Here is a 25,264-nt window from a genome sequence, read left to right as displayed (position 1 = left end):
TTGGAGGCCGCTACCTTAGCTTGAGAGTGGAAAGACCGATCAGCGCGAGCACAATTGCGATGATCCAGAAACGGATCACAACCTTGCTTTCCGACCAGCCGAGTTGTTCAAAATGGTGGTGGATTGGGGCCATGCGGAACACCCGCTTGCCAGTGCGTTTGAACCAGAACACCTGAACGATCACTGAGACCGCTTCGAGCACGAACAGGCCGCCCACAATGGCGAGCACAACCTCGTGGTGGGAGGCGACCGCAATCGCTCCCAATGCCCCGCCAAGTGCAAGGCTTCCCGTGTCGCCCATAAACACTGCCGCAGGCGGCGCGTTGAACCAGAGAAAGGCAAGCCCCCCTCCCATGATTGCTGCGCAGAATATGGCGAGTTCACCAGCGCCGGCAACGTGAGGGATGCCGAGATATTCGCTGAAATCAGGACGCCCCACAAGATAGGCGATGATCGCAAAGGTGCCGCTGGCAATGATTACAGGCATGATCGCAAGCCCATCGAGCCCATCGGTAAGGTTAACCGCATTGCCCGCGCCCACCATTACGAAGGCGGCAAACACGTAATACGCTGGTCCCAGAGGAATTTCGACGTCGGAGAAAAAAGGAATGTAGAGATTGGTATTGATCTGGCTCACGATGATATAACTCGCAATGCCGGCTACAGCGAATTCCAACAGCAGTCGGACACGCCCCGAAAGCCCTGCGTGGCTGTTCTTTGTGACCTTGTCATAGTCATCGACAAAGCCAATCACGCCAAAGCCCAAAGTCACCGCAAGGCAGGCCCAAACAAACGGATTGCTGAGGTCCATCCACAAGAGCAGCGAAACCGAGAGCGAGACAAGGATCAGCAAACCGCCCATGGTCGGCGTACCGCGCTTGGCAAGATGGCTTTGCGGACCGTCTTCGCGGATTGGCTGGCCCTTACCCTGACGGACACGCAGCATATTGATCATTTTGGGGCCTATGATCATGCCAAGGATCAGCGCCGTCATCAGCGCCGCGCCTGAGCGGAAGGTCTGATATCGGATGAGGTTCAGAAAACCCTCAAATCCCAACCATTCTGCGATCCAATAGAGCATTAAAGTCCCTCTTGCCCCGTTTTACAGGGTCTTATTTGTGTAGTGTGTGACAAGTTTGCCAAGGCCCATGAAGTTTGATCCTTTGACCAATACAACATCACCATTCGTGAGGCCGAATTCACCAAGCATGGTGATGGCTTCATTTGTGTCGGCGCAATGGGCGAAATTTGGAACAAAACCAAGCGAATTGGCGCGTCTTCTCCCTAGTTCGGTCGCCAGCTTATTCATTCCCTCGCCAATCAGAATGGCATGGTCGACCTGTGCTTCCATAACAGGGTCAGCCAACTGCTCATGGAAACGGTCAAAAAACTCTCCCAGTTCCCCCATTGTCGCCAGAACGGCGACCCGGCGAAGCGCATGCGTTTGACCGAGCGCTTTGAGCGTTGCGCGCATGGAAGCAGGGTTCGCGTTATAACTTTCATCAATCAAGAGCGCGGTGCCGCCGGGCACGTCGATATTGTGCCGCGCGCCGCGCCCTTTGAGCCCGCCCATCTCGCCCAGCGCAAGACCCGATGCGCCCAAGTCGCCTCCTGCCGCCCGTACAGCTGCGATCACGCCGAGCGCGTTAGACACCCAGTGTTCGCCAGGTTCTGCGATTGTAAAACAAACGCGCTTGGCCTTCTCGCCTGAGCCAAACTGAGCTGTGACGAGCGAGCCGCCATTGGGGCTCGGGATTGCATCAATGAGGCGCACATCGGCGGTAGCGCTGCGGCCAAAGGTCACGGCATCAACGCCCATCCCCTTCGCATTGGCGACCATGCGTTCGGTATAATCGCTATCCGCTGGAATAATCGCGGTGCCGCCGGGCATCAGCCCTGAGAAAATTTGGCTTTTCTCATCAGCAATCGCCTCCATCGAGCCCAAGTTTTCAATGTGAGCAGGCGCAATCGTCGTGATCAGCGCCACATGCGGGCGAACATGGGCCGACAAAGGTGCAATCTCGCCTGTGTGGTTCATGCCCATTTCGAACACCCCGTATTTGGAGCGTGCGGGCATCCGCGCAAGGCTCAGCGGTACGCCGACATGGTTGTTATAGCTGCGCACCGACCGGTGGGCTGCGCCTCTGCTGGAGCGCTCGAGCGATGCGAAAATCGCTTCTTTGACGCCGGTTTTTCCGACCGAACCTGTGACGCCAATGCGCACCGCCTCGCCGCGATCACGCGCTGCATGAGCCAGCGCATGAAGCGCCTCGGTCGTGTCTTCCACGAGCACATGCGGATAATCGACGGGCCGGTCCACAATCGCTGCGGCTGCGCCCTTGGTGAAGGCTGCGGGGATGAACTTGTGCCCGTCCATCGCCTCGCCTTTGAGCGCGATGAAAAGATCACCGGGACGCACATCTCGGCTGTCCATCTCAACACCCGATGCTTGGAATTGATGGCTAGCCTTGCCGCCTGTCGCCGCCTCAATTGAAGCAGCATCCCAAAGCGCCACTGGCAACCCATCACGCGGATCGGCGGGCCATTGGCGCAAAAGAGCATGGTGTAGTGCATGACGCGCGCTCATGCCGAAACCTCCGCTGCCGCGCATTCACGCGCCACTTCCACATCGTCGAACGGCAAAACTCGCATTGTCTCTCCAGACCCGATAATCTGTCCTTGCTCATGGCCTTTTCCAGCGATGAGAATAATGTCATTTGCGCCCGCTTCGGCAATCGCCTCAGCAATGGCCTCGCGCCGGTCAGCGATAGCGCGCACATGGCTCGCCCCTCCCGCGCCCGCAAGCACTTCGCTGCGAATATCCGCAGGGGTCTCACCGCGCGGATTGTCGTCGGTCACAATGACGACGTCAGCATTCTTCGCGGCCACTTCGCCCATTGGCGCACGCTTGCCAGTGTCGCGGTCGCCGCCTGCTCCAAATACGGTGATCAAACGGCCTTGTGCGCCAACATGCGGCCGAAGCGCTGCAATCGCTGCTTCAAGCGCATCGGGCGTATGTGCATAGTCGACATAGGCAGGCGCACCAGAGGCTGTGATGCAAGCCCGCTCCAAACGTCCGCGCACCGGTTGAAGGCGCGAAACGGCGTCAAAGACCTGAGCCGGATCCGCGCCGCTCACCATGGCAAGGCCTGCTGAGACAAGGGCGTTTGCTGCCTGATAGGCACCGATCAGCGGGAGTTTGACCGAGCGGCTCTCACCGCCGTGCTCGATTTCAAGCACTTGTCCAAGCTGCGTCGTCTCCCGGCTGATAAGGCGGAGAAAATCGCCGTTCTCGCCGACTGCCGCGACCTTCAGGCCCCGCTCCTTTGCGCTTTGAACAGCACTTACCGCCCATTCGCTGTTATCAGAGCCAATCCAGATCACCGCATGGCCGCCCTCTTCGACGACTTCCGCAAACAGCCGCATCTTAGCCGCAAAATAGTTTTCCATCGTGCCATGATAATCGAGATGATCACGGCTTAAATTCGTGAAAGCCCCTGCCTTGACCCGCAGGCCCTCATTGCGGAATTGCGAAAGACCGTGGCTAGAGGCTTCATATGCGACGTGCGTGACGCCTTCGCGTGCAAGGCCGCTCATATTGGATAGGAACGTCACGATATCGGGCGTGGTGAGCCCAGTTGAGACACTGCCGTCAGGTGTGGTCACACCCAAAGTGCCGATGCTGGCCGCGCGCTCGCCGCACATGCGCCAGATTTGGCGGGTCATCTCTGAGACACTGGTTTTGCCATTGGTCCCTGTCACAGCGACAACGGTTTCGGGCACAGGCGAAAAGAAGCCCGCCGCCATCTGCGCAAAAGTCTGCCGCGGCTCATCGCTGGCGATATGGAGCGCGCCTTCGACCTTGGCCTCGGGCGATGCTATAACTGCCACTGCGCCCGCTTCGACGGCAGCCGGAATGAAGTCTTCGGCGTTAAATTTTGCACCGCAAAACGCGCCGAACACAGTGCCCGGCGCGACTTTGCGATGATCAATGGCAAAGCCGGTGACGGAAATCTCCGCACCGGCTTCATGATAAAGCGCCGCCTGCTTAAGAAGTGCCCTCAACCTCATCAGCGCCCCTTCACCAGGTAGCGAAGGTCGGAGATATCGACGTCGCGGTTCGCGTCAGGCCGAACGCCCAGCATCGGACCAATCCGGGGCACCAGCCTCTTCACGATGGGCGCTGCATTGAAAGCCGCGGTCCGCTGAGCGCTCGCCGCAATCGTGCCGCGCGGTTCGTCCAGAACAGTCACCACCACATAGCGCGGGCGGTCCATCGGAAAGGCAGCGGCGAAGGAAGTGATCAGCGAGGTCTGGCGATACCCGCCCCGCCCTGCTTTTTCGGCTGAACCCGTCTTACCGCCAACACGGTAACCCGGCGCATCGGCATTCCGGCCCGTGCCGTACAGCGCGATCATCCGCAACATCTGGCGCATGCGCGAAGAGGTCGAGGCCTTGAACACGCGGTTGCCCTTGGGCGCTTCGCCAGCTTCGATTTTGCGCAAAGTCGCCGGACGCCAGATTCCGCCATTGACCATCGCGGCATATGCATTGGCCAAATGCAGCGGTGTCACTGCGATGCCGTGCCCATAGCTGACCGTCATATTGGTGAGGCGCGACCATTTGCCATTGGGCAATTCTTCAGGCCACAGCGGTCGCCCCTTGGCTTGGAGTTCAATTTGCGGACGCTCATTCATTTTAAGATCGAGCATGACCTTGCGCATGGTTTCCTCGCCCAGCGCATCGGCAACGCGCGCTGTGACTGTGTTTGAAGAATAGACGAGGCTTTCCGGTACATTGAGCGTCGCGCCCTTGGGGTGAAGGTCGCGGATTTTGCGCCCAGCAATCTCCACATTGCTCGCACTCCATTCCTTACGCAGATTGCGCACAACCCCGCCGTCAATCGCCGCAGCAATAGTGATCGGTTTAAAGGTCGAGCCCAGCTCATAAACGCCGTTGGTCACGCGGTTGTAGATATGAGGACTACGGTGCGCATCTGACAGATTGGGGTCAAACGCGGGCAATGACGCCATCGCCAGAACCTCGCCTGTATCCACATCAAGCACAATACCCGCTGCGCCCTTGGCATCGGTGGCCAGCATGCCCTTGCCAAGCTCGTCCTCAAGCGCGCCCTGTACGCGCAGGTCAATGGAAAGCGGCACAGGTTCACCGCGCAGTTCAGCGGAGGAAAGGCGCTTGTCTAGCACCTGCTCCATCCCGAAAGCGCCCTCATTCTGGCCCTTATCATTCTCGCGGACGAAGCCCAGAATGTGCGAACCCAGAGCCCCTTGCGGATAGTGGCGGTCAAATTCGCGCGGGACTTCAAGAGCGATCTCACCCAGTTCCATCACGCGGTTCGCGTCCTCAGGGAGGATCCGGCGCAGCACATATCCGCCTCGCTTTGAGGACAAAACGCGGATCGTGCGAGCGGCATCCATATCGGGGAAGATGGCCTTGAGCTGCGCTGCGACTTCGGCCGGGTCCTTCACCAGAGGCGCGCCGTCATCGCCCATCGCCTTTGGGTTGAACCATAAAGCGTAGGCAGGAAAATTGCGGGCTAAGGGAGTGCCGTTGCGATCTGTAATTTCGCCCCGCGGGGGCAATAGCGCCTCGGTAAGGCTTGGCTGCGAAGGAGCAGACCCCACAAGGCCGAGATAACCCACGCGCAGCAAAGCGATTGCTGCGACCAGCACGAAACACCCCACCAACAGCAACAACCTGGAGCGGGCTGTCACAAGAAAGTGCGAGCGGCGATAGCTTGCGTAAACACGTCCGGGCGGAAGGGCGGTTGCACCGCGAGGAGTGACCCTTTGCGCGCTTCCTTCAAGTGCGGCCCCCTTGAGCGTAGGTCCCTCAAGTGTAGACCCGCGCAGTCCAGCCCCCAGACCCGCTGCTTGGGCCCCTCCTGGAAGGGCAAACGAGCTCATTCGCGTACCTCATTCAGCAAGGCCGCGGTCTGCACTTCGGGCGCCGACGGATTTTGCGCGTTCGCCGCCGCGATGGGCGAGGCCTCGGTCAGAAATTCGCCAAAAGCATCAGCGAACAAGGCACCTGCATCTTCGCCGGTATTGGCAGAGGCGAGCGTCACCGGAGTTCCTGTTACAGGAGAAACCATATTCGCCGCCCCCATATCTTCAACATCAAGCTCGGCGCGGGCCACGCGAATAGGCGCAGGTGCGTTCGGCGAGACATCTTGACCCAATTGAGCAAGCTGGCGGTTGCTATCAAGATATTGGTCGGCGCGCGGCGCTTTAAGCCCAAGCTCGATGGTATTCCACTCTGCGAGCTGACGCTGGCTAGCGCGCGTTTGAAATTCGGTTTCGAGCATGAGCACATCGCGCTCGAGCGAAATGATTTCGCGTTCCGCAAGCAGCACTTCGCTTTTCACGGTCTGCACCTGTAGGCTAAGCAGCGCAAAGGCTACGATGCAGGCAGCAAGCGCCGCTGCCCAGCCGATTTGACGAATGCGCGAGCCAACCGGGATCATTGCGCTGTCCTTTCGTGAGCGGGAGCAGAAGTGCGCGTGCCGTAACGGAGAATTGACGAGCGAGCACGCGGGTTGCGGGAGATCTCAGCTTCGCCTGGACGAATGGCTTTGGAGACCTGCGTAAAGGTCGGCGCGGGACCGGGAACTTCTCCGGGAAGATGGCGCGAGACGGCTTTGCCTGCGCCCGATGCCTCTTTGAAGAAGCGTTTGACCAGACGGTCTTCGAGACTGTGAAAACTGACCACAGCCAGAGCGCCGCCTTCCTTGAGGAGCAATTCCGCCGCTTGGAGCCCTGCACGAAGTTCGCCCAGTTCATCGTTCACATGGATGCGAACCGCTTGGAAACTGCGGGTTGCAGGGTCTTTCTTATCGTGCGGCTTGTGGCCCAGCGCGCGCCGGACGATGCGGGCGAGTTCACCCGTCGTCTCAAGCGGGCGGGCAGCCACAATTGCTCTGGCAACGCGGCGCGACTGACGCTCTTCTCCATACTGGTAGAGGACGTCAGCTATTGCACCTTCATCTGCATGATTAAGGAAGTCGGCTGCGCTTTCACCGTCTTGGCTCATGCGCATATCGAGCGGTCCGTCGCTGCTAAAGGCAAAGCCGCGCTCCCGCTGATCAAGCTGCATGGAGGACACGCCGATGTCCATGACCACGGCATCGACTTGAGGCACGCCAATGCGCTCCATTTCCTCGCGCATTTGAGAAAAGCGTTCGGGGTGCAGGGAGAGCCTGCCGCCGAATTGGCTTACCAACGCTGCGCCGTCGCGGATCGCATTGGGGTCGCGGTCAAAGCCGTAAACGCGCGCGCCCTTTTCAAGCAGTGCACGCGAATAGCCGCCCGCGCCAAAGGTCGCATCGATGATCGACATGCCTTGCGCAGGCGCAATTGCTGCAACGACTTCGTCAAGCAGTACCGGGATGTGGGGAGCGGTCATTTCTTACCCCCTTTCGCAGCGACTTTGGCCATTTGCGATTTGCACGCAGCCTTCGCGCCGCGAAAATCATTGCCCATCTGCTCAAGCTCTTCAGGCTTCCAGATCATGAAGAACTTGCCCGAGCCGTGGAAATACAGCCCATCACCCGCCAGATCGAGATCGCGGAATTGCTCGGGCATGACAAAGCGCCCGCTGTCATCAAACGGCACTTGCTCAAAGCCATAGAGCTGTCCAGCGCGGGCGTCTGGATCGAAGTCGGTGTTGTTCATGGCAATGGCGCGGCTCTCTTCTTTTTCGAGCTGCTCGTCGAATTCATCGACGCGGCTAAGACCAAAGCCAACAAGGCAATTGTAGCGATCATGGACCGCAAGACACAGCGTCTTGGAGCCGCCGGAGCTCTCCTTCACCGCCTTACGGAAGGCAGGCGGCAGGACATAACGACCCTTATCGCCGGCTGGCGAATAGGCTTGTCCGTTATATCTGTGCAGGCTTGCCACGGCCTTGTCCCTCTCCCTCTATGTCACGTGAAGAAAGCCACCCAGCCCCCAGTCACGCCTTTGGTCACGCCCTAAGTCACGCTTGCTGTCACGCAGCGCCGCACAAACACACCGATCAGTCACGACTTACCCATCGCCGCCACCGCGCGGACGGAAGCAACACGCCACCGCAATCGGCGACGCAGGACATTTCGGCATGTTTGATGGAACCCAGACATATCGGGGAAGAAAGCCTCTGGGAAGGGCTTTTCTAGGGATTTCACGGGATTAAATGGTAAGCAATTGATTAATAATATATTTTAATGGACCATAATCGAGGAAAAATCTATCATGAGACCGTATATTCCCCTCAATTCCCGCATTTTCACTCGAATTTTCGGCCCTTATACCGTCGATTCCCCATGGTTTTGGCGTCGGATGAGCGGTTATCCCGCGGTTTCCCTGCTATACGCAGAGCTCACCCATTCTCGAAAGCAAATTTTACAAGTGTTTGTATTGCAGCGTTTCTTTCGGTCGCTTCGGCGCTTTTGTTTTGGCCCTCTTCGTGCCCGGGACCGTGTCCGGCGTCATGAGAGTGGTGTTCACGCAAATGCCCGCCCTGAAAGACCTGCGCATCTGCAAAAAGGGCAACCTGCCCTTTGCCAATCGAGCAACTCGCCAAGACGCCTTCGCCCGATATGCGGCAATCCGCTGCGCCTCCCGCGGTTTCCCGCCAGGTGCCTGACAGCGTCACCGGCAGCGCGCTCTCAGCGATCACCACCTCTCGGAGCGTTTTCTGCGTTTCGTCGAATTGCAGCTCCAACCCCCATCGCTGCACCACCGGCGGGATAAGCGCAGCTTGGACAGGCCTGCGCGGGTCTCCCAAAGGCAAGGGGTAATGCCCCATCAAAGCAGGATCGAGCACCAGCAGCAAATGCCCCCCGGCCCGCACCCAATTATCGAGCGCAACATTGTCAGCAGGGGTCAGAACGCGCGGCTGGATCACTGCCAACCGGTCTAGGCCCGTTAGCGGGTCAAGCGGCTCTGCCTCCGGATCTATCGCGGCAATCGGCGACAAAGTGTCTAACGGCACAACTGTATATGCCTCTTCCAGCGCCTCTCTTTGCCAAGGCACCTGGGCCTCGCCCGACGCAAACTCCCCTATATCGGCGCCAAGCGGCCAATAGAGCGGAAGGCTGGTCATGAGACCAAGTTTCGCAAACGACCTGTCAGGGTTGGCTCGATCGGTGTCGCTGCGGTCCGGCTCGACCCCGCAAGCAGTAACCAGCAGGCCGAAAACAAGCGCGATGATGGTTTTATTCTTCAGACGCACCATTGTCAGAAGTCGCCCCCTCTTCCGTCACGACATCCTCAAGCAGCATATCTTCGACAATGCCCTCGGTTGCCTCTGGCTCTGGTTCAGCGGGAATATCAGGGACAATCCCTGCATCGGCCAGTGGATCGCGCTGGGGGGCGGTGTCGGAAGGTTCGGTGGTTGGCGCGGCTTCTGGGACGGAGCTTTCCTGTGTCAGATCCGCCTGATTGCCGATGATGGTGGCAAGCCCGATTAGAAGCACCATGGAGCCCAAACCAAACAGCCCGATTTGCAGGCGCTGCGTAGCCTCCGCCTTGGAGCCGCCGAGAGGGGCAGCCTCAGGGGCCGCGTCTGCATCGCCGCTCGCTGGATCAATATGGGCTTGGAGTTTTCCAGATTTCATAGCCTTGTCAGTCTAGCGTTCAATGCACCGCCTGTCGATTGCGATGGAGCTCAGCCCGCCGCGCAAAGCTAGCGCATTGCCCGTCAAAAGCTGGCTATTGCTCCAACCAATCAAACACGGGCAGACCTTTTTCAGACAGCCACTTCGCGTTGTAGAGGGTCGAAAGATAGCGAAATCCTGTATCGCACAGGATGGTTGCAACCTGAGGGTTTGTTTGACCTTCGGCGACCAATTGCTGGCCAAGCGCAATTGCCCCTGCCACGTTGATTCCGCTCGATAGCCCCAGGCATAGACCCTCTTCGCGAAGCATTTGCTTGACCCATTTGAGGCCTTCCTCATCTGAAATGCGGAACTGCGTATCGACGCTCGCGCCTTCAAGATTTGCGGTAATGCGCCCTTGCCCAATGCCCTCTGCCACTGAAGAGCCTTCGGATTTGAGCTCTCCATGCGCAAAATAGCTGTAGAGCGCCGCGCCATGCGGATCGGTTAAAGCGATACGGATGTCGGGGTTTTTCTCCTTGAGCCCCATGCCAACGCCAGCAATCGTCCCGCCCGTTCCCGCAGCGCAGGTGAAACCGGTAATTGTGCCGCCTGTTTGTTCCCAGAGTTCAGGGGCTGTGGTCTCAATATGCGCGCGGCGGTTGGCGACATTGTCGAACTGCCCTGCCCAAACCGCCCCCTCGGTTTCCTCAGCCATGCGGCGCGAGACGTGTTGGAAGTGGTTTTGGTCGGCGTATTTTGTCGGCGGGACAAGGACGAGCTGAGCGCCCAAAGCGCGCAGTGTGTCCATTTTCTCTTTCGATTGATTGTCAGGCATGACAATAATTGTTTTATAGCCCAGTGCGTTAGCGACCAGAGCAATGCCAATGCCGGTGTTGCCCGCCGTCCCTTCGATCACTGTGCCGCCGGGTTTCAAGTCGCCGCGCGCCTCGGCATCGCGGATCATGTAGAGCGCGGCGCGGTCTTTGACGCTGGAGCCGGGGTTGGCAAATTCGCATTTGCCCCAAATGTCACAGCCTGCCGCATCGCTGGCCCCTTTGAGACGCACGAGCGGAGTGTTGCCAATGAGCGAAAGCGTGTCGCCGATAGGTTGAGTGATGTTCATGGAAGCCGAAATAGGCGCAGCCGCGCTGGCCCGCAATGAAGATTGGTTTTTGACTGCTGAACATGGGCTTTCGGCTGGTCACCCGCCGGAAGGGCGCCAGAGAAATTTGGCGCCCGCCCGCAGAGGCCCGCAACATGGGCGCTAGGCCGGGCGGAAAAACTGCACCCAGAAGTGCGCGCGGATGCGAGCACAGTCAAAAGCGCAATCAATCTTCAGGCGCGATGGTGATTTTCATACCGTCAAGGACCGGCGTAAATGCGATCTGGCAAGAGAGGCGCGAGGTTTCCTTGCGGTGGTCTGAGCTTTCCAAAAGATCGTCTTCATCTTCGCTCATTTCAGCAACTTCGCCGGCGGCCTCATCGACATAGACATGGCACGTCGCGCACGAACAGCACCCACCGCACAGCGCCAGCAATTCGTCAAAGCCATTGTCGCGCACCGCTTCCATTACGGTGAGGCCGTCTTCAACTTCGATCTCGCTTGTTTCGCCGTCGCGGTTGGTGACGATGAGCTTTGGCATGGGTTGGTTGTCCTTATTCGTGGCTTTGGGCGCAAGAATGCGCTCTTGGTTCTTGTCGGGGTTCAGCTAAGAGTTTCCCTTTCCAAACGCAAGGTGCGGAACGCAAGCTAGAGGATGTGAGAGTGGGACTGACTGCGCAAATTTTGCAAGCTGAGCTGGACGCGGTTGCCGCAAAAGATGCGGTGGTTGCAGAAGAGCTTGCGCGTATTGGCTATCCCGAACCGCGCGTTCGGGCGCGCGGGTACAAAACGATGCTGCGCACTATCGTGGGCCAGCAGGTGTCCGTTGCCGCCGCCGCTTCGATGTGGGGCAAGCTTGAGGCGGAATTGGGGGAGGATTTTACAACGTCTTGCTTACTAGAACGCGATTTCGACACGCTGCGTGCCTGCGGCCTCTCGCGCCAGAAACAGGGCTATGCCCGCAGCCTGAGCGAACTGGTTGAGGCGGGCGCTGTCGATTTTGACGCGCTTCCAAGTGGCGATGAAGAGGCGATTGCGGAGCTTACCTTGGTTAAAGGGATCGGACGGTGGTCTGCTGAGATTTATCTGATGTTTGCAGAAGGGCGCACTGACATTTGGCCAGCCGGTGACCTTGCTGTGCAAGAGGGCGTGAAGCGGCTTTTAGGGTTGGACGAGCGCCCCAAGGAAAAAGAATGCCGCGAACTCGGCGAGCGCTGGGCCCCGCACCGATCAAGCGTGGCGCTGTTCACCTGGCACTATTACGCCAATCCGGCGCTATGAGGCTGGCGCTTATCCCTGTGGTTGCTCTGCTTTGCGCCAATGTGCCGGAAGAGCTGCCTTCTTTGTCGCATTTGGAACGCGCTGAATTGCCTGAGGCGACCCTTGTGAATGCGGAGCAGTTTGGTCAGAAAATCACCGAGAACTATCCGATCCCCATACTTCGGCAAGATGTCTCCGGGGCCGCGAAAATCAACGTGCTCGTGACAAGCCAAGGCCGCGCGGTTCAATGCCAAATCGAACGCACAAGCGGCAGCAAGATCATCGACCAATGGGCCTGCCGCGGGACAGAGCGCTATGCCCGCTTCGCCCCAGCGACCAATCCAAATGGTGAACCCACGCTTGGCCAATGGACCCAGGAATTCACCCTGACCCTCGGTGAGCCGCAACCGGGCGTGGAAACCCGGTCCCCCTAAGGCCCGACAAACCGCCCACCGCGTTCGACCAAGCGCACTTGCCCCCACCCCCTTCGCGTGTAGCATCCTCCGCATTACAACTGGGGTCCATTTGGGGGACCATTTGCGAAAATCTTGAAACTTGATGGAGGGCTTATCATGTCTGCACTCTCGAAATCGGCAAAACTGTTGGCCACTACGGCGGCGGCGGCTCTGCTTACACTTCCGGCTATAACCACTGCGAGCGCGCCAAGCGCCGATGGACAAGCCGCACATGATGGAACACATATGACAACCACCGCAGAAGCCACGCCTTTAATCCCGCGCGATGCGCTGTTTGGGAACCCGACGCGCGCGGGCGGTCAGATCAGCCCGGATGGGTCGATGCTCAGCTGGCTTGCTCCCAAAGACGGCGTCCTCAACATCTATGTCGCTCCGCGCGAGACGCCCAACGCTGGCACAGTCATCACCAGTTCAACCGACCGCCCGATCCGTCAGTATTTCTGGGCCCCGGACGGCAAGAGCATCATGTACGTTCAGGACAAAGGCGGGGATGAAAACTTCCTCCTTTATCAGATCGACTTGGACACACTCGAAGAGAAGACACTGACACCGTTTGAGAACACCCGCATTCAGGTCGTGGGTGCATCTGAAACGATCAAGGACAAGGTCCTGCTCGGCGTTAACAACCGGAACCCGCAGTTCCATGATGTTCATATGCTCGACATCAGCACGGGCGAGCTGACCCTTGTTTATGAGAACAATGGCTATGCGGGCTTTATGGCCGATGACACGCTGACATTGCGCATGGCGATGCGCCAGAATGCGGAAGGCGGCACGGACTACTTTAATGTTGCAAACAATGAGGTCGCGGCCGAGCCGTTTGAGACGACCCAAATGGAAGATTCGCTGACGACCTCGCCTGCTGGCTACACCACCGATGGGTCAATCCTCTATTGGATCGACAGCCGCGGCCGCAACACAGCAGCTCTTTATGCGCAAGACACCGCGACGGGCGAAAAGACGCTTATTGCACAGGATGATAAAGCCGATCTTGGCGGGACCATTCGCGACCCCAAAACCGGCGTGGTTGAGGCCTATTCGGTCAATTATCTACAAAACAAATGGACCGCGATTGATGATGATCTGGGCGCGGCGCTCGATTGGCTCGGCACTCAGCTGGAGGGCGATTACGGCATCTCCAGCCGCACCGATGATGACCGGACTTGGATCGTATGGAACGACCCGCTGACCGCTCCCACAGCGACCTATATCTATGATCGCGATGCGGAAATGCTCGCCCCGTTCTACACCACACGGCCAGAACTTGAAGATGCGCCTTTGCAGCCCATGCATACCCGCGAGATTACCAGCCGCGACGGGCTTACCCTGCCCTCGTATCTGACCTTGCCACCGGGCAGTGACAGCGATGGCGATGGCAAACCCGATGAGGCGGTGCCGATGGTCCTCCTCGTCCATGGCGGCCCTTGGGCGCGCGACAATTACGGGTTCAACTCGCTCCACCAAATGCTGGCTAATCGCGGCTACGGCGTGCTGTCTGTGAACTTTCGCGGCTCGACCGGATTTGGCAAAGACTTCCTCAATGCAGGCAATCTTGAATGGGGCCTCAAGATGCACAACGACCTCATTGATGCGACCGATTGGGCGATCAAGGAAGGCGTTGCTGTGCCAGAGAAAGTCGCGATCATGGGCGGCTCTTACGGCGGTTATGCAACACTGGCGGGCCTGACGTTCACGCCTGACAAATTTGCCTGCGGGGTCGACATCGTGGGCCCATCAAATCTGGAAACATTGCTTGAGACAATTCCGCCGTACTGGGCGCCGCTTGTGAAGATGTTCCACACCCGCATGGGCGATCCCAACACCGAGGAAGGCTTGGCACTGCTGAAAGCGGCAAGCCCGCTTTACAAAGCGGATCAGATCACCAAGCCGTTGCTGATTGCTCAAGGCGCGAATGATCCGCGCGTAAAGCAGGCAGAAAGCGATCAGATTGTGGGCGCGATGAAAGAAGCGGGCATTCCTGTGACCTATGTGCTGTACCCTGATGAAGGCCACGGTTTTGCCAAACCCACCAACTCAATCTCTTTCTTTGCGGTCGCGGAAAACTTCCTGTCCGAGTGCATCGGCGGGCGCTCAGAGCCGCTTGGCGATGTGCTTGCCCCGTCAACCGCAGAGATCGTCGAAGGCGCACAGCACGTAAACGGCCTTCAGGACGCGCTTGGCGGATAATGTCCCGCGTCTTTTGCGTTAAGCTGCTGACAAACAGATCGCCCCGAGCTAACCCTCGGGGCGATTTCTTTTGGGGAGAGAGAAAACGTGAATTCTGGATCACCTTCGGCGTCAGGTGCAAAACGCCATATTTTCATCACCGGCGGTGCATCGGGCATCGGCCGCGCTGCTGCGCTCTACTTTGCCGAGCGTGGATGGTTTGTAACTGTCACCGACGTTAACGTGGCGGGGCTCGAAGAGACGCTTGGCCTGATCGCCAGTGATGCGAAATACGCTCACACCCTGGATGTGCGTGACCGCGCTGCGTGGGATGCGGCGCTGGAGGCCGCCTCGAGCGCGGCAGGCGGCCGGATAGACGTCATGTTCAACAATGCCGGGATTGGCACTGGCGGCCCCTTAGCCGAGCTTGAAAAAGATGAAATCGACGCGTGTCTCGACATAAATTTGCGCGGGGTTTTGTACGGCGCACAGGCGGCTTATCCGCACCTTGTCAAAACCGCGCCAGGCTCTGCTTTGGTCAACACCGCAAGCGCAGCTGGCATTACCGGCGGCACGGGTATGAGCGTTTATTCCGCCACCAAATTCGCCGTGCGCGGGATCGCTGAAAGTCTGGATGCAGAATGGGCTGAACACGGGATCAAGGTTTCTTCCATCTGCCCCAGTTTTATCGAAACCCCGCTTTTGGATGGCACCGGCCACCGCGGCGAAAACGAGCAAGTGCGCACCCGCGTGCTCGAAGCAGGGCTTGAGATCACTCCTGTTGTGGAAGTGGCCAAAACCGTCTGGGATGCCGTTCACGGCGATGATTTGCATTATCTGGTGGGCAAGACAGCCAAAAAGCTCAATTTCGCAAAGCGCTGGTTACCGGGCCGCGTGCGCAAACAGCAGCGCGATGGTGCAAGCCTTCTGGGCGGCAATTAGCTCACACTGTTCCGGCGCCGCTAATGCAGCGTCTCTTGTAGATGCGCCACCGGTGCATAGCTCGTTACATGAATAGCTTTGAGCGCTGTGTGGATGATCTCTGATGCCGTCGCCGGTTTCGGGCAAAAGACAATGCCTGGAAGGCGCGCGGAATGATAGATTTCTGCATGAGCCGAGTGCATCGCCACAGGCATTCCCTTTGAATAGAGGTCGATCGCAAGCGGGAAGGACAAACCGTCGGGCAACCGAATATCGAGCAATGCAAAATCAAAGCGATTGCTTGAGACTGCATCCCATGCATCCTCAATCGAGCTAGCGATTGTGACGTCGTGCGCACCGGCCCCGGTGAAAGTTTTCTTGAGCCCCAACGCCACCATCATCTGATCTTCAACGATCAAGACTGACAAGCCTTCAAGTTCGCTGCTCTTCCTCACATTGCCTTCCTCACGTTACCAGGCCGATTAAGATCCTTGGCGCAAATACCTGTCCGATCCGGGGGTTAAATCCGTCCGAATTGGTCGGCCATCAATACGTAAGAATGCGCAGGACCGCGTTGACAATTCTCAGAAATATCCGATTTTGTTGTTTTATTGCGGGTCAAGGAAGGTCGGCGAGCAGGCAGACTGAGCGCCGCTATTTATCGCTGCTTAGCGGGCCATGCTCTCCTATGTGTCGCAAATCCGATCAATTGCGGCTGCCATTTTGGCGTCGCGAATGGATAGCCCGCCGCCGCTTGAACCGGCGTCATGTGTGGTCAAAGTGATCTCGACCTTCGCGTATACATTGAACCATTCTGGATGATGATCATGGGTTTCAGCGATAAGAGCGACGCGGTTCATGAACCCCCAGGCTTCATTGAAGTCGTTGAATTGAAGATTGCGCTGAATGGCCTTCCCATCGCGGACCAGCTCCCATTTGGGGTGATCCAGAAGGAGCTGCGATACTTCGTCTGAAGACAGTTCAGGAACATGCGCCATCGGGGAGGAACCTTTGTATGATGTTGTGAGTGCCTAAGCTTTTGCCTAACGCTGGCTTTGATGCAAGCGCAACTGCCCTCTTCTTCCTTGACCGCCTCGAACCTTGCCTGCCGGCGCGGCGACAGATTGCTGTTTCGCAAGTTCAGCTTGCAAATGCGCAGCGGTGAGGCGCTCCATATCACGGGCGCTAATGGTACAGGCAAGACCACATTGATGCGGTGCCTCGCTGGCCTGACATCGCCATTTGCAGGCGAAGTTAAGCGCGAGGGAGATCTTGGCCTGCTTGATGAGCGTCCCGCCCTTGATCTTGATCAACCTTTGGGAACAGCTCTTAGGTTTTGGAATGCGGTTGATGGATGCGCCGATCCTGAGCGCGCGCAAAACGCTCTGGGACTGCGCGGCCTGCTTGAGGTGCCTGTGCGCTACCTTTCAACAGGCCAAAGAAAGCGTGCAGGCCTCGCTGCATTAATGGGACGCGGCGTTCCGATCTGGCTCTTGGATGAGCCATTGTCGGGCCTTGATGTAAGCGCGATTGGAACGGTGACTCGGCTCATTGAAGCCCATATACAAAACGGCGGGCTTGCCTTGATTGCCTCGCACCAAACCCTTGATATCGGCGGGCTTCGAACGCTGGAGTTGGGTGATTTCATGCCCACACCCGCATTGGAGCCCGCATTGGAGGATGAAGCATGATCGGCTCGCTCCTCAAGCGCGATCTGGCGAAGTTCTTCCCCTTCGCTGGAGGTGGGGCGAGCCTGCCTGTGATGTTCTTCATCGCGGTCGCGATGCTCTACCCGTTTGCTGTGGGGCCTGACGTCAACATCCTCTCACGCACCGGGGGAGGGGTTGTTTGGATCGCCGCTCTGCTCGCCGCGATCTTGCCGTTGGAGAAGTTGGTGGCGAGCGATATTGAACTGGGTTTCTTCGACCAACTGCGACTGCGGGGGATGACCGAGGAAATGATGATGGCGGTGCGACTGATCGCACATTGGCTAAGCTTTGGCCCGCCGCTTATCCTGGCGACATTACCTGCGGCGGCCCTGCTCGCGATCGACGGGCCGACATTGCACTTGCTGCTGCTGGGGCTCCTCGCAGGGACACCGGGGTTGGCCGCGATTGGCCTGATGATAGCGGCCCTCACCGCAAGTTTGCGAGCAGGTGCTGCGTTATCGGGATTATTGTTGGTGCCACTGGCCCTCCCGATCCTAATTTTCGGAGCAGGCGCTTTGGCAAGGCAGGACGGCGCAAGCTTGGGGTTTGTCGCGGCGATTAGTTTGGGCTTGGTGGCGATGGCGCCATTTGCCGCAGGCGCTGCGATTAAGGCTGCTCGGGAGGTCTAATAAGGCGGCTTATCCCGACCCGTCGGGCTCTTGGTGAAAATCTCAGTGCCCTCTTCGGTGATCGCCAAGGAGTGCTCGAACTGAGCGGACAAGCTCTTGTCGCGGGTGACAGCGGTCCAGCCGTCGCCCAGCACCTTTGCCCACGGTTTGCCAAGGTTGATCATCGGTTCGATGGTGAAGAACATGCCGGGTTTCAGTTCTGGCCCGGTGCCCGCTTTTGCAGCGTGAACAACCTCTGGCGCGTCATGGAACAGGCGGCCAAGGCCGTGCCCGCAAAATTCGCGGACCACACCGTAGCGAAACTGTTTTGCATGCGCTTCAATCGCTGCACCAATATCGCCTAACCGCGCGCCCGGCTTACCCGCTGCCTCAATGCCCAGCATCAGGCATTCATAGGTCACATCGACCAGCCGCTTGGCCTTAATCGAAGGTTCGCCAGCGAAGAACATACGCGAAGTATCACCGTGCCAGCCGTCAAGCAGCGGGGTGACATCCACGTTCAAAATATCGCCCTCTTTGAGAACTTTAGAGCCCGGAATGCCGTGACAAATCACATGATTGATCGAAATACAGCACGAGTGCGCATAACCGCGATACCCCAACGTCGCAGGCACAGCGCCTGCATCCAAAGTCATCTCGCGCACACGGTCATCAATGCTGGCCGTAGTGATCCCCGGCTCCACCATATCGGCGACTTCATCAAGGATGGTCGCAGCAAGACGGCCAGCGGCGCGCATGCCTTCAAAGCCTTCCTCATTGTGAAGTTTGATCGTTCCGTCCCGATAGACGGTGTCGCTGCTTGTCACGAGTTGGTATTCAGTCATTGCGCTAATATAGCGCTGCCTCTGCGCAATTGCGAGCAAAAGCGCGTGACAAGCGCCACCGGCAACACCAATAGAGAAATATGACTGACATCAATGATCTGATCCAGCCCGACCGCGGGCAAGACGCGACCCCCATCCACCTAACCACCAAGGCGGGATTTGATGATTTTGCCAAGGGTCTCACGACTGGTCAAAGGGCGAGTCTTTCGGGACAGAAATTCGAAGGCGGAGCGGGCAGTGTCGGAATTGTTCCTGATGGCGAAGGGTTTTTCGCAGTTGGCGGTGTTGCCGACCTTGAGAATTTGGGAAGCTATTGCCTCGCCGCTTTGGCAAGCAAGCTTCCAGAGGGCACTTACCGTTTGGTGGGCGCGCAGCCGGGAGCCGCTGCCTTTGGCTGGCTTACTGCGCATTACCGCTTCACTCGTTACAAGACCGATGACAACGCGGCCGGCCCCCGCATTCTGCTGACTGAGCAAGTGGGTCGCTTGCCCGGATATATCGCTGAGTCCGCTGCTGAGATGCTGGTGCGCGATCTGGTCAACACTCCCGCTGAAGACATGGGGCCAGCCGCGCTTGAGGCCGAGATCAAGAAGCTGGCCAAAGAGCACGGCGCAGACCTCAAGGTAACGCGCGGTGACGAGCTTGAGCAAGGCTATCCCATGGTGCACGCCGTGGGCCGCGCGGCGGCTCGCAAGCATGATCCGCGCATAATACACCTTGAATGGGGCGACAAGGATGCGCCGGTTTTGGCGATCATCGGCAAGGGCGTGTGTTTCGATTCCGGCGGGCTTGATATCAAGCCGGCTGCCGGTATGCGGCTGATGAAAAAAGACATGGGCGGCGCAGCGCATGCGATTGCTCTTGCAGGGCTCGTGATGGGTGCAGACCTCAAAGTGCGGCTTCACCTGCTGGTGCCTGCGGTTGAAAATGCGATTTCGGGTCCTGCATTCCGGCCAGGAGACGTGCTCCCCAGCCGCAAGGGGCTGACGGTCGAGATCCACAACACCGATGCCGAAGGACGCCTGATCCTTGGCGATGCTTTGACGCGCGCATCGGAGGAAGAGCCAGAGCTTGTGATCGACTTTGCGACGTTGACGGGAGCGGCCAGAGTGGCGCTTGGCCCGGATTATGCCGCTATGATGGCGCGGCGCGATGAGACCGCAGACAGCCTTATCAAAGCAGGCCGCAAGGTCGATGATGAACCTTGGCGCTTGCCCTTGCCCGATGCGTACCGCGAGTATTTGAACTCCGACATTGCCGATTTGGTGAATGCGCATTCGAACCCTTACGCAGGCGCAAGCGTGGCAGGGCTGTTCCTCGACCGATTTGTCGAAGAGGGTCTCGATTGGGTGCACTTCGACACTTTCGCATGGCGTCCCTTCCCCAAACCGGGCCGTTCAAAGGGCGGCACCGCTTACGGCCTGCGCGCTTCATGGCACATGCTCAAAGAGCGCTTTGGGAGCTAAACTTGCTCCAAAGCGTCTGTGTGTCTAAGCGCTTCGTCAATCGGGGCTTCAATGAGAGCGATTTTGAATGAGCGGTGAGACCCGCCACGAAAATAGGTATACCGTGCCGAGCGGCGATCTGGGTCTAAAAGGCCCGGTCAAGCGACCTGCGCCTGGAACCTTGCCCTTGCGCGGAGACTTGGCGCATATCGCATTGGCGGGGACCCATTTGGCTGCCCATTATGTTATCCCGCATATCTGGACCGTGGGCGAGACAGGCGTTGATGTGATGGAGACCACACGCGACGATAGCCCGGTTGTGACCCGTTTCGAGGCAGGCACAAAGGTCGAAGTGATCGACATCTCTGGCGACTGGATTTGGGGCTGCCTCGGGCCGGAGGGGCCAAGCGGCTATATGAAGGCAAGCGCCCTCACTGCCAGCTAAAACAGCTGCAGATTGCACGCCCGCTTGCACTCTCCATTGCATGCGCGGCCCAAGAGGCCTAAGCGCACGTCCGCTATGACATACCGCATCTTCATTGATGGAGCCGCCGGAACCACCGGCCTAGAAATTCGCGACCGTTTGGCGGGACGCGATGAGTTCGAACTCATCGTTCTCGACGATGCTGCCCGCAAGGATGTGTCATCGCGCCGAGAGGCTCTGCAAGAGGCGGATGTCGCGATTCTTTGCTTGCCCGATGATGCCGCGCGTGAGGCGGTCAAACTGGCGGAAGGATCGGACACACGGATCATTGATGCATCGTCTGCGCACCGGGTGGCCGATGGATGGACGTATGGCTTTCCTGAGCTGATTGGACACGGCAAGATCGCGAATGCCCAGTTCGTCAGCAATCCGGGGTGCTATCCTTCGGGGTTTTTGGCGCTGGTTGCTCCGCTTACCGATGAGGGGCTGCTACCGGCCGATTGGCCTTATACCGTTAATGCCGTCAGCGGATATTCGGGCGGCGGCAATGGCATGATTGAGCGATTCCAGACCGAGGGCAACATCGCATTTCGCACATATGGTCTTGACCTTGCCCACAAACATTTGCCTGAAATGCAACGGTACGCCCACCTTGCTCATCCACCCGTTTTTTCGCCATCAGTTGTCAATGCTCACCGCGGCATGATGATAGATGTGCCGCTAAACCTTGCTGCGATGGCCGACGCTGTTGAGGCAAGAGCGTTGCATGAGCATTTATCAGCAACATATTCTGGCAGTCCGCTCATGACGGTTGCAGCGTTCGGAGACAATCCATCTGAACTGCTGCTGTTAGACGGGGAGCAAAGCTGGGAAGGAATGGAGTTGATTGTCACATCGAGCGGTGATGGCTCTCAAGTGCGACTGCTTGCCCGGCTTGATAATCTCGCCAAGGGCGCGAGCGGCGCGGCGGTTCAAAATCTAAACATCATGTGCGGCCTGCCTGAAACCAACGGCCTGCGACTTTAACCGCGTATAACCGCTTAACCCACCTGCCTGTTTTATGGGCATGGCAGCCTTTCCATTGGGCACACAGTGCGCCCTTTGGTAAGATGCTGCGTTTAACGAAGCTCTATGGAATGATCCTTGCGCAGGCCGTAGGATCGGCTACCGAAGTGTGACAAGCCCTTGGCATGATTCTTGATCATGTATGGATAAGCACACCGACAGGCGAGAACGGAACTTCTTACGTGAAAAAGATCGAAGCGATCATCAAACCCTTTAAGCTCGACGAGGTGAAAGAGGCGCTCCATGAAATTGGCGTCTCAGGCATTACCGTCACTGAGGCACGCGGCTTTGGCCGTCAGAAGGGTCACACTGAGCTTTACCGCGGCGCGGAATATGTCGTCGATTTCCTTCCTAAAGTGAAACTTGAAGTCGTTGTCGCCGATGATCAGGCAGAGCGTGTGGTCGAGGCTGTTGCAGCGGCTGCGCAAACGGGCCGGATCGGCGATGGCAAGATTTTCGTCAGCGATATTGCAACCGCCCTGCGCATCCGCACTGGCGAGACCAATGATGACGCGATTTAAGAACTAACCCAAATCACCTGCGCCTAACGCCAATGGGGGACGGCGCACCTCTCACAACAATAACTACAAATGCTGGAGTATGCGAAAATGGCGAGCGCTAAAGACATCGTAAAACGTATCAAAGACGAGGAGATCGAATGGGTTGATCTTCGCTTCACCGACCCAAAGGGTAAGTGGCAGCACCTTTCCATGTCGGCAGTCGTCATGGACGAAGATGCTCTTGAAGATGGCCTTATGTTCGATGGGTCTTCCATCGCAGGTTGGAAAGACATCAACGAGTCTGACATGATCCTTAAGCCCGATCTCGACGCGGTCTATGTTGACCCGTTCAGCGCGACCCCGATGATCAGTATCTTCTGCAACATCGTTGAGCCTAACGATGGTCAGCTTTACAACCGCGACCCGCGCTCAACCGCGACCCGCGCCGAGGCTTATCTTAAATCAACCGGCATCGGTGACACCATCTATGTGGGTCCAGAGCCAGAGTTCTTCATGTTCGACGATGTGCGTTTTGAGGACGGTTATGCAGGTTCAGGCTTTGCAATCGACGATGTGGAGCTGCCAACCAACACCGGCAAAGAATACGACATGGGCAATATGGGCCACCGCCCACGCGCAACCGGCGGCTACTTCCCAGTGGCACCCGTTGACAGCGCTATGGACATCCGTGCCGAAATGGTTTCGACCATGCAGGAAATCGGCCTTTCCATGGACAAGCACCACCACGAAGTGGCCGCCGCTCAGCACGAGCTTGGCATAACTTATGAGACGCTGACCAAATCAGCTGACCACGTACAGGTGTACAAATATGTGACGCAGCAAGTTGCGCACGCTTACGGCAAAACCGCGACCTTCATGCCAAAGCCGATCAAAGACGATAACGGTTCAGGCATGCACAGCCACATGTCGATCTGGAAAGACGGCAAGCCAACATTTGCTGGCGATGAGTATGCGGGCCTTTCCGAAACCTGCCTTTATTACATCGGCGGCGTGATCAAGCACGCGAAGGCATTGAACGCTTTCACCAACCCAACCACCAACAGCTACAAGCGTCTGGTCCCGGGTTTTGAAGCGCCAGTGCTTCTCGCTTACTCTGCGCGCAACCGTTCGGCATCGTGCCGTATTCCTTACGGTGCTGGCGAGAAAGCCAAACGTGTTGAGTTCCGTTTCCCGGATGCTCTTGCCAACCCATACCTTGCCTTCTCAGCATTGCTGATGGCGGGCCTCGACGGGATCGAAAACAAGATCCACCCGGGCGATGCGATGGACAAGAACCTCTACGACCTTCCGCCTGCTGAGCTTGCACAAGTTCCAACAGTGTGCGGTTCGCTTCGCGAGGCGCTTGAGGCTCTTGAAGCCGATCACGACTTCCTTCTCAAAGGCGACGTCTTCTCGAAAGACCAGATTGAAGCCTATGCAGAGCTTAAGTGGGAAGAAGTTATGCGCATGGAAACAACCCCATGCCCAGTTGAGTACGACATGTACTACAGCTCATAACCGCTTCGGCAGTTCGCACAAAAAAGGCCGCTCGGAGAAATCCGGGCGGCTTTTTTTCTTTCGGGTGGCGCGGGTATTCAACCAGCGCGCTCATATGCCTCTGCAATCCAGCCGCGTACCTCTGCATCAAGGTCATCCAAGCTCTCAAGCCGGACACGGTGCGAGCACATTGCGTTGTACGTCTCAAGTCGTCCGCCCGGTTCATCCCCCTTCAGCGCAAGGCCCAAATCAACACGGGATTTGGTCGCCGGTGTGATCAGCGCGAACTGCTTTTTCCGGCGCAGGCTAACGCTCGCTTTCTTAGGCGCTATCTCGACATCGTCCCCTAGGCTCTTCGCATAATCTACCAAAGCATCGTGGATTGGCATTAGACCTCGCTTCGCGCCAGAATATTGCTCAGCCACGAAATCTTGAGGCGCATCACCTTCGAGCGCCTTTGCCGCGATCAAATTGGCGAAACCGTGAGTGACACCGTGATCTCCTTTCAGGAATGCCACGATCTGGCCGTGTTTTTCGGGCCCTTCCCTCGCAATTAGATCAAGCCAATCGTTAAGCGACTTACCCGTCTTCTCAGGCAGATTGGCCAGCATGGTTTCCAATTGTTTGTCTACGCTCGTCATTGTGCGCCTCCCGTAAGCGTATGAGACTAGAGGAGCGCCAACAACTTGCAAGCGGGGCGACCGGCATGCGGTGGGACGTCAGAGTGCGTGTTGCTATCGAACATTTAGCATTCCGCGCCGGCCCGCAGCAATGAATGCCGCAAGCAGCACCATGGCATAGAACGCGCTAAGCACATCCAAAGGCCCCGGTCCTTGCACATAGCCTGCGTGAGCAATGGCACTCCACCCGCCAAGCAGGGCGAAAACAAGACCATAAGACCAAACGGCCGCCTCGCGATTGACCGCCATCATAAGCTCATCAGAAAAAGCATATGAGCGTATCGCAAACACCAGCCCAAGCGCATAAAACGCGCCAGCAATGAGCAATGCTACGCCGGATGGGATTGGCGCACCTGCGCCGCTCAACGACAAAACGACCAGCGCAAGCCCCCAAAGGCCCATCGCATAGCTAGATAAGAGTAGCAGTGAGCGCTGTTCTTTGAGTTCATCGGCATCTTCGACGTTGAGGAGTTTAGCACCAGCATTGGGACTAAGCGTCCCTGCCCCTACGAATAGTGCGAACATTAGGTAAAGTGCGCCAATTAGAACCGCGATTTCGGCGGAAGTGGAAAGGCCCGTCTCGCTGATATCATCGCTAAACCGCGTTACGCCAAAAACGACCGCAAAGCCGGTGACTGCCCCCACCCCGGCCGGTAAGATGATCTTCTTAAGCGTGCTCTTTTTCGGCGCGTCTTTGGCTTCACTCATCATCACTCGGCTCCCAATGATCAACAAACAGATCGGGCACACAAACGCCGAACAGCTTTGCCATACGAAGGGCAAGCGGCAATGAGGGGTCGTATTTGTCGGTTTCAACGGCGTTGATCGTTTGACGCGAAACACCCAGCCGGCGAGCGAGTTCGCCCTGGCTCCAGCTGTGCTTTTCACGGTGATCTTTGACGCGGTTTTCCAACCCTAGAGCTCCCTACGGCGATTCGTGCCTGTAAAGAGGTCTTTACTGTAAA

The 25,264-nt window shown here is 57.7% G+C and carries 28 protein-coding genes; 11 read left to right on the top strand and 17 right to left on the bottom strand.

What is annotated here, in order from left to right; translation table 11 throughout:
- Positions 1-10 precede the first annotated feature (10 nt).
- From mraY to AC0V60_RS02090, 11 genes are all read right to left on the bottom strand, one after another.
- Positions 11-1,081: a phospho-N-acetylmuramoyl-pentapeptide-transferase gene (gene mraY / locus AC0V60_RS02140; RefSeq protein ID WP_486176909.1), complete on the bottom strand. Its 1,071-nt coding sequence runs from the start codon at positions 1,079-1,081 to the stop codon at positions 11-13.
- A gap of 21 nt (positions 1,082-1,102) precedes the next feature.
- Positions 1,103-2,587: a UDP-N-acetylmuramoyl-tripeptide--D-alanyl-D-alanine ligase gene (locus tag AC0V60_RS02135; RefSeq protein WP_486176908.1), complete on the bottom strand. Its 1,485-nt coding sequence runs from the start codon at positions 2,585-2,587 to the stop codon at positions 1,103-1,105.
- Positions 2,584-4,071, bottom strand: a complete 1,488-nt coding sequence (locus AC0V60_RS02130) for a UDP-N-acetylmuramoyl-L-alanyl-D-glutamate--2,6-diaminopimelate ligase (protein WP_486176907.1) — start codon at positions 4,069-4,071, stop codon at positions 2,584-2,586. The genes AC0V60_RS02135 and AC0V60_RS02130 overlap by 4 nt, the downstream gene beginning before the upstream one ends.
- Complete coding sequence (locus AC0V60_RS02125; protein WP_486176906.1) at positions 4,071-5,927, bottom strand: peptidoglycan D,D-transpeptidase FtsI family protein; 1,857 nt, start codon at positions 5,925-5,927, stop codon at positions 4,071-4,073. The genes AC0V60_RS02130 and AC0V60_RS02125 overlap by 1 nt, the downstream gene beginning before the upstream one ends.
- Positions 5,924-6,487 carry a hypothetical protein gene (locus AC0V60_RS02120; RefSeq protein WP_486176905.1) on the bottom strand — a complete coding sequence of 188 codons (564 nt, stop codon included), beginning with the start codon at positions 6,485-6,487 and terminating at the stop codon, positions 5,924-5,926. Before AC0V60_RS02120 ends, AC0V60_RS02125 begins: the two co-directional genes overlap by 4 nt.
- Positions 6,484-7,425 carry a 16S rRNA (cytosine(1402)-N(4))-methyltransferase RsmH gene (gene rsmH, locus AC0V60_RS02115; RefSeq protein WP_486176904.1) on the bottom strand — a complete coding sequence of 314 codons (942 nt, stop codon included), beginning with the start codon at positions 7,423-7,425 and terminating at the stop codon, positions 6,484-6,486. The genes AC0V60_RS02120 and rsmH overlap by 4 nt, the downstream gene beginning before the upstream one ends.
- Complete coding sequence (locus AC0V60_RS02110; protein ID WP_486176903.1) at positions 7,422-7,922, bottom strand: division/cell wall cluster transcriptional repressor MraZ; 501 nt, start codon at positions 7,920-7,922, stop codon at positions 7,422-7,424. The genes rsmH and AC0V60_RS02110 overlap by 4 nt, the downstream gene beginning before the upstream one ends.
- Before the next feature lie 457 nt (positions 7,923-8,379).
- A complete protein-coding gene (locus tag AC0V60_RS02105) occupies positions 8,380-9,237 on the bottom strand; it encodes a hypothetical protein (protein ID WP_486176902.1) in 858 nt (285 codons plus the stop codon).
- Positions 9,218-9,619 (bottom strand): hypothetical protein, encoded by a 402-nt coding sequence (locus AC0V60_RS02100; RefSeq protein WP_486176901.1) that lies wholly within the window; start codon positions 9,617-9,619, stop codon positions 9,218-9,220. The genes AC0V60_RS02105 and AC0V60_RS02100 overlap by 20 nt, the downstream gene beginning before the upstream one ends.
- Positions 9,620-9,713: 94 nt before the next feature.
- The gene (locus AC0V60_RS02095) at positions 9,714-10,724 is read right to left on the bottom strand and encodes a cysteine synthase A (RefSeq protein ID WP_486176900.1); all 1,011 of its coding nucleotides are present in this window, start codon (positions 10,722-10,724) and stop codon (positions 9,714-9,716) included.
- 205 nt (positions 10,725-10,929) lie between these two features.
- Positions 10,930-11,244, bottom strand: coding sequence for a 2Fe-2S iron-sulfur cluster-binding protein (locus AC0V60_RS02090; RefSeq protein WP_486176899.1), 315 nt, complete (start codon positions 11,242-11,244; stop codon positions 10,930-10,932).
- Between the two features lie 122 nt (positions 11,245-11,366).
- Here AC0V60_RS02090 and AC0V60_RS02085 point away from each other — a divergent pair, with 122 nt between their 5' ends.
- The 4 genes from AC0V60_RS02085 (at position 11,367) to AC0V60_RS02070 (ending at position 15,547) form a co-directional block, all read left to right on the top strand.
- Positions 11,367-11,984 (top strand): DNA-3-methyladenine glycosylase family protein, encoded by a 618-nt coding sequence (locus AC0V60_RS02085; protein WP_486176898.1) that lies wholly within the window; start codon positions 11,367-11,369, stop codon positions 11,982-11,984.
- A complete protein-coding gene (locus tag AC0V60_RS02080; RefSeq protein ID WP_486176897.1) occupies positions 11,981-12,397 on the top strand; it encodes a TonB family protein in 417 nt (138 codons plus the stop codon). The genes AC0V60_RS02085 and AC0V60_RS02080 overlap by 4 nt, the downstream gene beginning before the upstream one ends.
- A gap of 138 nt (positions 12,398-12,535) precedes the next feature.
- Entirely contained in the window at positions 12,536-14,626 is a 2,091-nt protein-coding gene (locus AC0V60_RS02075; protein WP_486176896.1) for a S9 family peptidase, read from the top strand.
- 87 nt (positions 14,627-14,713) lie between these two features.
- Positions 14,714-15,547, top strand: a complete 834-nt coding sequence (locus AC0V60_RS02070) for an SDR family oxidoreductase (protein ID WP_486176895.1) — start codon at positions 14,714-14,716, stop codon at positions 15,545-15,547.
- Positions 15,548-15,567: 20 nt separating this feature from the next.
- Here the strand turns inward: AC0V60_RS02070 and AC0V60_RS02065 are convergent, their stop codons facing one another.
- Both AC0V60_RS02065 and AC0V60_RS02060 read right to left on the bottom strand, forming a co-directional pair.
- The gene (locus tag AC0V60_RS02065; protein ID WP_486176894.1) at positions 15,568-15,981 is read right to left on the bottom strand and encodes a response regulator; all 414 of its coding nucleotides are present in this window, start codon (positions 15,979-15,981) and stop codon (positions 15,568-15,570) included.
- A 231-nt stretch (positions 15,982-16,212) separates the two neighbouring features.
- Complete coding sequence (locus AC0V60_RS02060) at positions 16,213-16,524, bottom strand: 4a-hydroxytetrahydrobiopterin dehydratase (protein ID WP_486176893.1); 312 nt, start codon at positions 16,522-16,524, stop codon at positions 16,213-16,215.
- 60 nt (positions 16,525-16,584) lie between these two features.
- On the opposite strand from AC0V60_RS02060, the gene ccmA reads away from it, so the two are divergent.
- Together ccmA and AC0V60_RS02050 are read left to right on the top strand one after the other, a co-directional pair.
- Positions 16,585-17,217, top strand: a complete 633-nt coding sequence (gene ccmA, locus AC0V60_RS02055; RefSeq protein ID WP_486176892.1) for a heme ABC exporter ATP-binding protein CcmA — start codon at positions 16,585-16,587, stop codon at positions 17,215-17,217.
- A complete protein-coding gene (locus AC0V60_RS02050) occupies positions 17,214-17,864 on the top strand; it encodes a heme exporter protein CcmB (RefSeq protein ID WP_486176891.1) in 651 nt (216 codons plus the stop codon). The genes ccmA and AC0V60_RS02050 overlap by 4 nt, the downstream gene beginning before the upstream one ends.
- Here AC0V60_RS02050 and map read toward each other — a convergent pair.
- The gene (gene map / locus AC0V60_RS02045; protein ID WP_486176890.1) at positions 17,861-18,688 is read right to left on the bottom strand and encodes a type I methionyl aminopeptidase; all 828 of its coding nucleotides are present in this window, start codon (positions 18,686-18,688) and stop codon (positions 17,861-17,863) included. The genes AC0V60_RS02050 and map overlap by 4 nt on opposite strands.
- A gap of 80 nt (positions 18,689-18,768) precedes the next feature.
- Here map and AC0V60_RS02040 point away from each other — a divergent pair, with 80 nt between their 5' ends.
- The 5 genes from AC0V60_RS02040 (at position 18,769) to glnA (ending at position 23,640) form a co-directional block, all read left to right on the top strand.
- On the top strand, positions 18,769-20,154 hold the full coding sequence (locus tag AC0V60_RS02040; RefSeq protein WP_486176889.1) for a leucyl aminopeptidase family protein: 1,386 nt from the start codon (positions 18,769-18,771) through the stop codon (positions 20,152-20,154).
- A gap of 67 nt (positions 20,155-20,221) precedes the next feature.
- Positions 20,222-20,578, top strand: a complete 357-nt coding sequence (locus AC0V60_RS02035; RefSeq protein WP_486176888.1) for a hypothetical protein — start codon at positions 20,222-20,224, stop codon at positions 20,576-20,578.
- A gap of 75 nt (positions 20,579-20,653) precedes the next feature.
- Entirely contained in the window at positions 20,654-21,583 is a 930-nt protein-coding gene (argC, locus tag AC0V60_RS02030; protein WP_486176887.1) for an N-acetyl-gamma-glutamyl-phosphate reductase, read from the top strand.
- Between the two features lie 221 nt (positions 21,584-21,804).
- The gene (locus tag AC0V60_RS02025; protein WP_486176886.1) at positions 21,805-22,143 is read left to right on the top strand and encodes a P-II family nitrogen regulator; all 339 of its coding nucleotides are present in this window, start codon (positions 21,805-21,807) and stop codon (positions 22,141-22,143) included.
- Positions 22,144-22,230: 87 nt separating this feature from the next.
- The gene (gene glnA / locus AC0V60_RS02020) at positions 22,231-23,640 is read left to right on the top strand and encodes a type I glutamate--ammonia ligase (RefSeq protein ID WP_486176885.1); all 1,410 of its coding nucleotides are present in this window, start codon (positions 22,231-22,233) and stop codon (positions 23,638-23,640) included.
- Positions 23,641-23,717: 77 nt separating this feature from the next.
- Here the strand turns inward: glnA and AC0V60_RS02015 are convergent, their stop codons facing one another.
- The 3 genes from AC0V60_RS02015 to AC0V60_RS02005 form a co-directional block, all read right to left on the bottom strand.
- Complete coding sequence (locus tag AC0V60_RS02015) at positions 23,718-24,260, bottom strand: DUF5655 domain-containing protein (protein ID WP_486176884.1); 543 nt, start codon at positions 24,258-24,260, stop codon at positions 23,718-23,720.
- A 93-nt stretch (positions 24,261-24,353) separates the two neighbouring features.
- The gene (locus tag AC0V60_RS02010; RefSeq protein WP_486176883.1) at positions 24,354-25,010 is read right to left on the bottom strand and encodes a hypothetical protein; all 657 of its coding nucleotides are present in this window, start codon (positions 25,008-25,010) and stop codon (positions 24,354-24,356) included.
- On the bottom strand, positions 25,000-25,212 hold the full coding sequence (locus AC0V60_RS02005; protein WP_486176882.1) for a helix-turn-helix transcriptional regulator: 213 nt from the start codon (positions 25,210-25,212) through the stop codon (positions 25,000-25,002). The genes AC0V60_RS02010 and AC0V60_RS02005 overlap by 11 nt, the downstream gene beginning before the upstream one ends.
- Positions 25,213-25,264 lie beyond the last annotated feature (52 nt).

Source organism: Erythrobacter sp. S259, from assembly GCF_057364965.1.
This window is presented reverse-complemented; position numbering and strand designations above follow the sequence as displayed.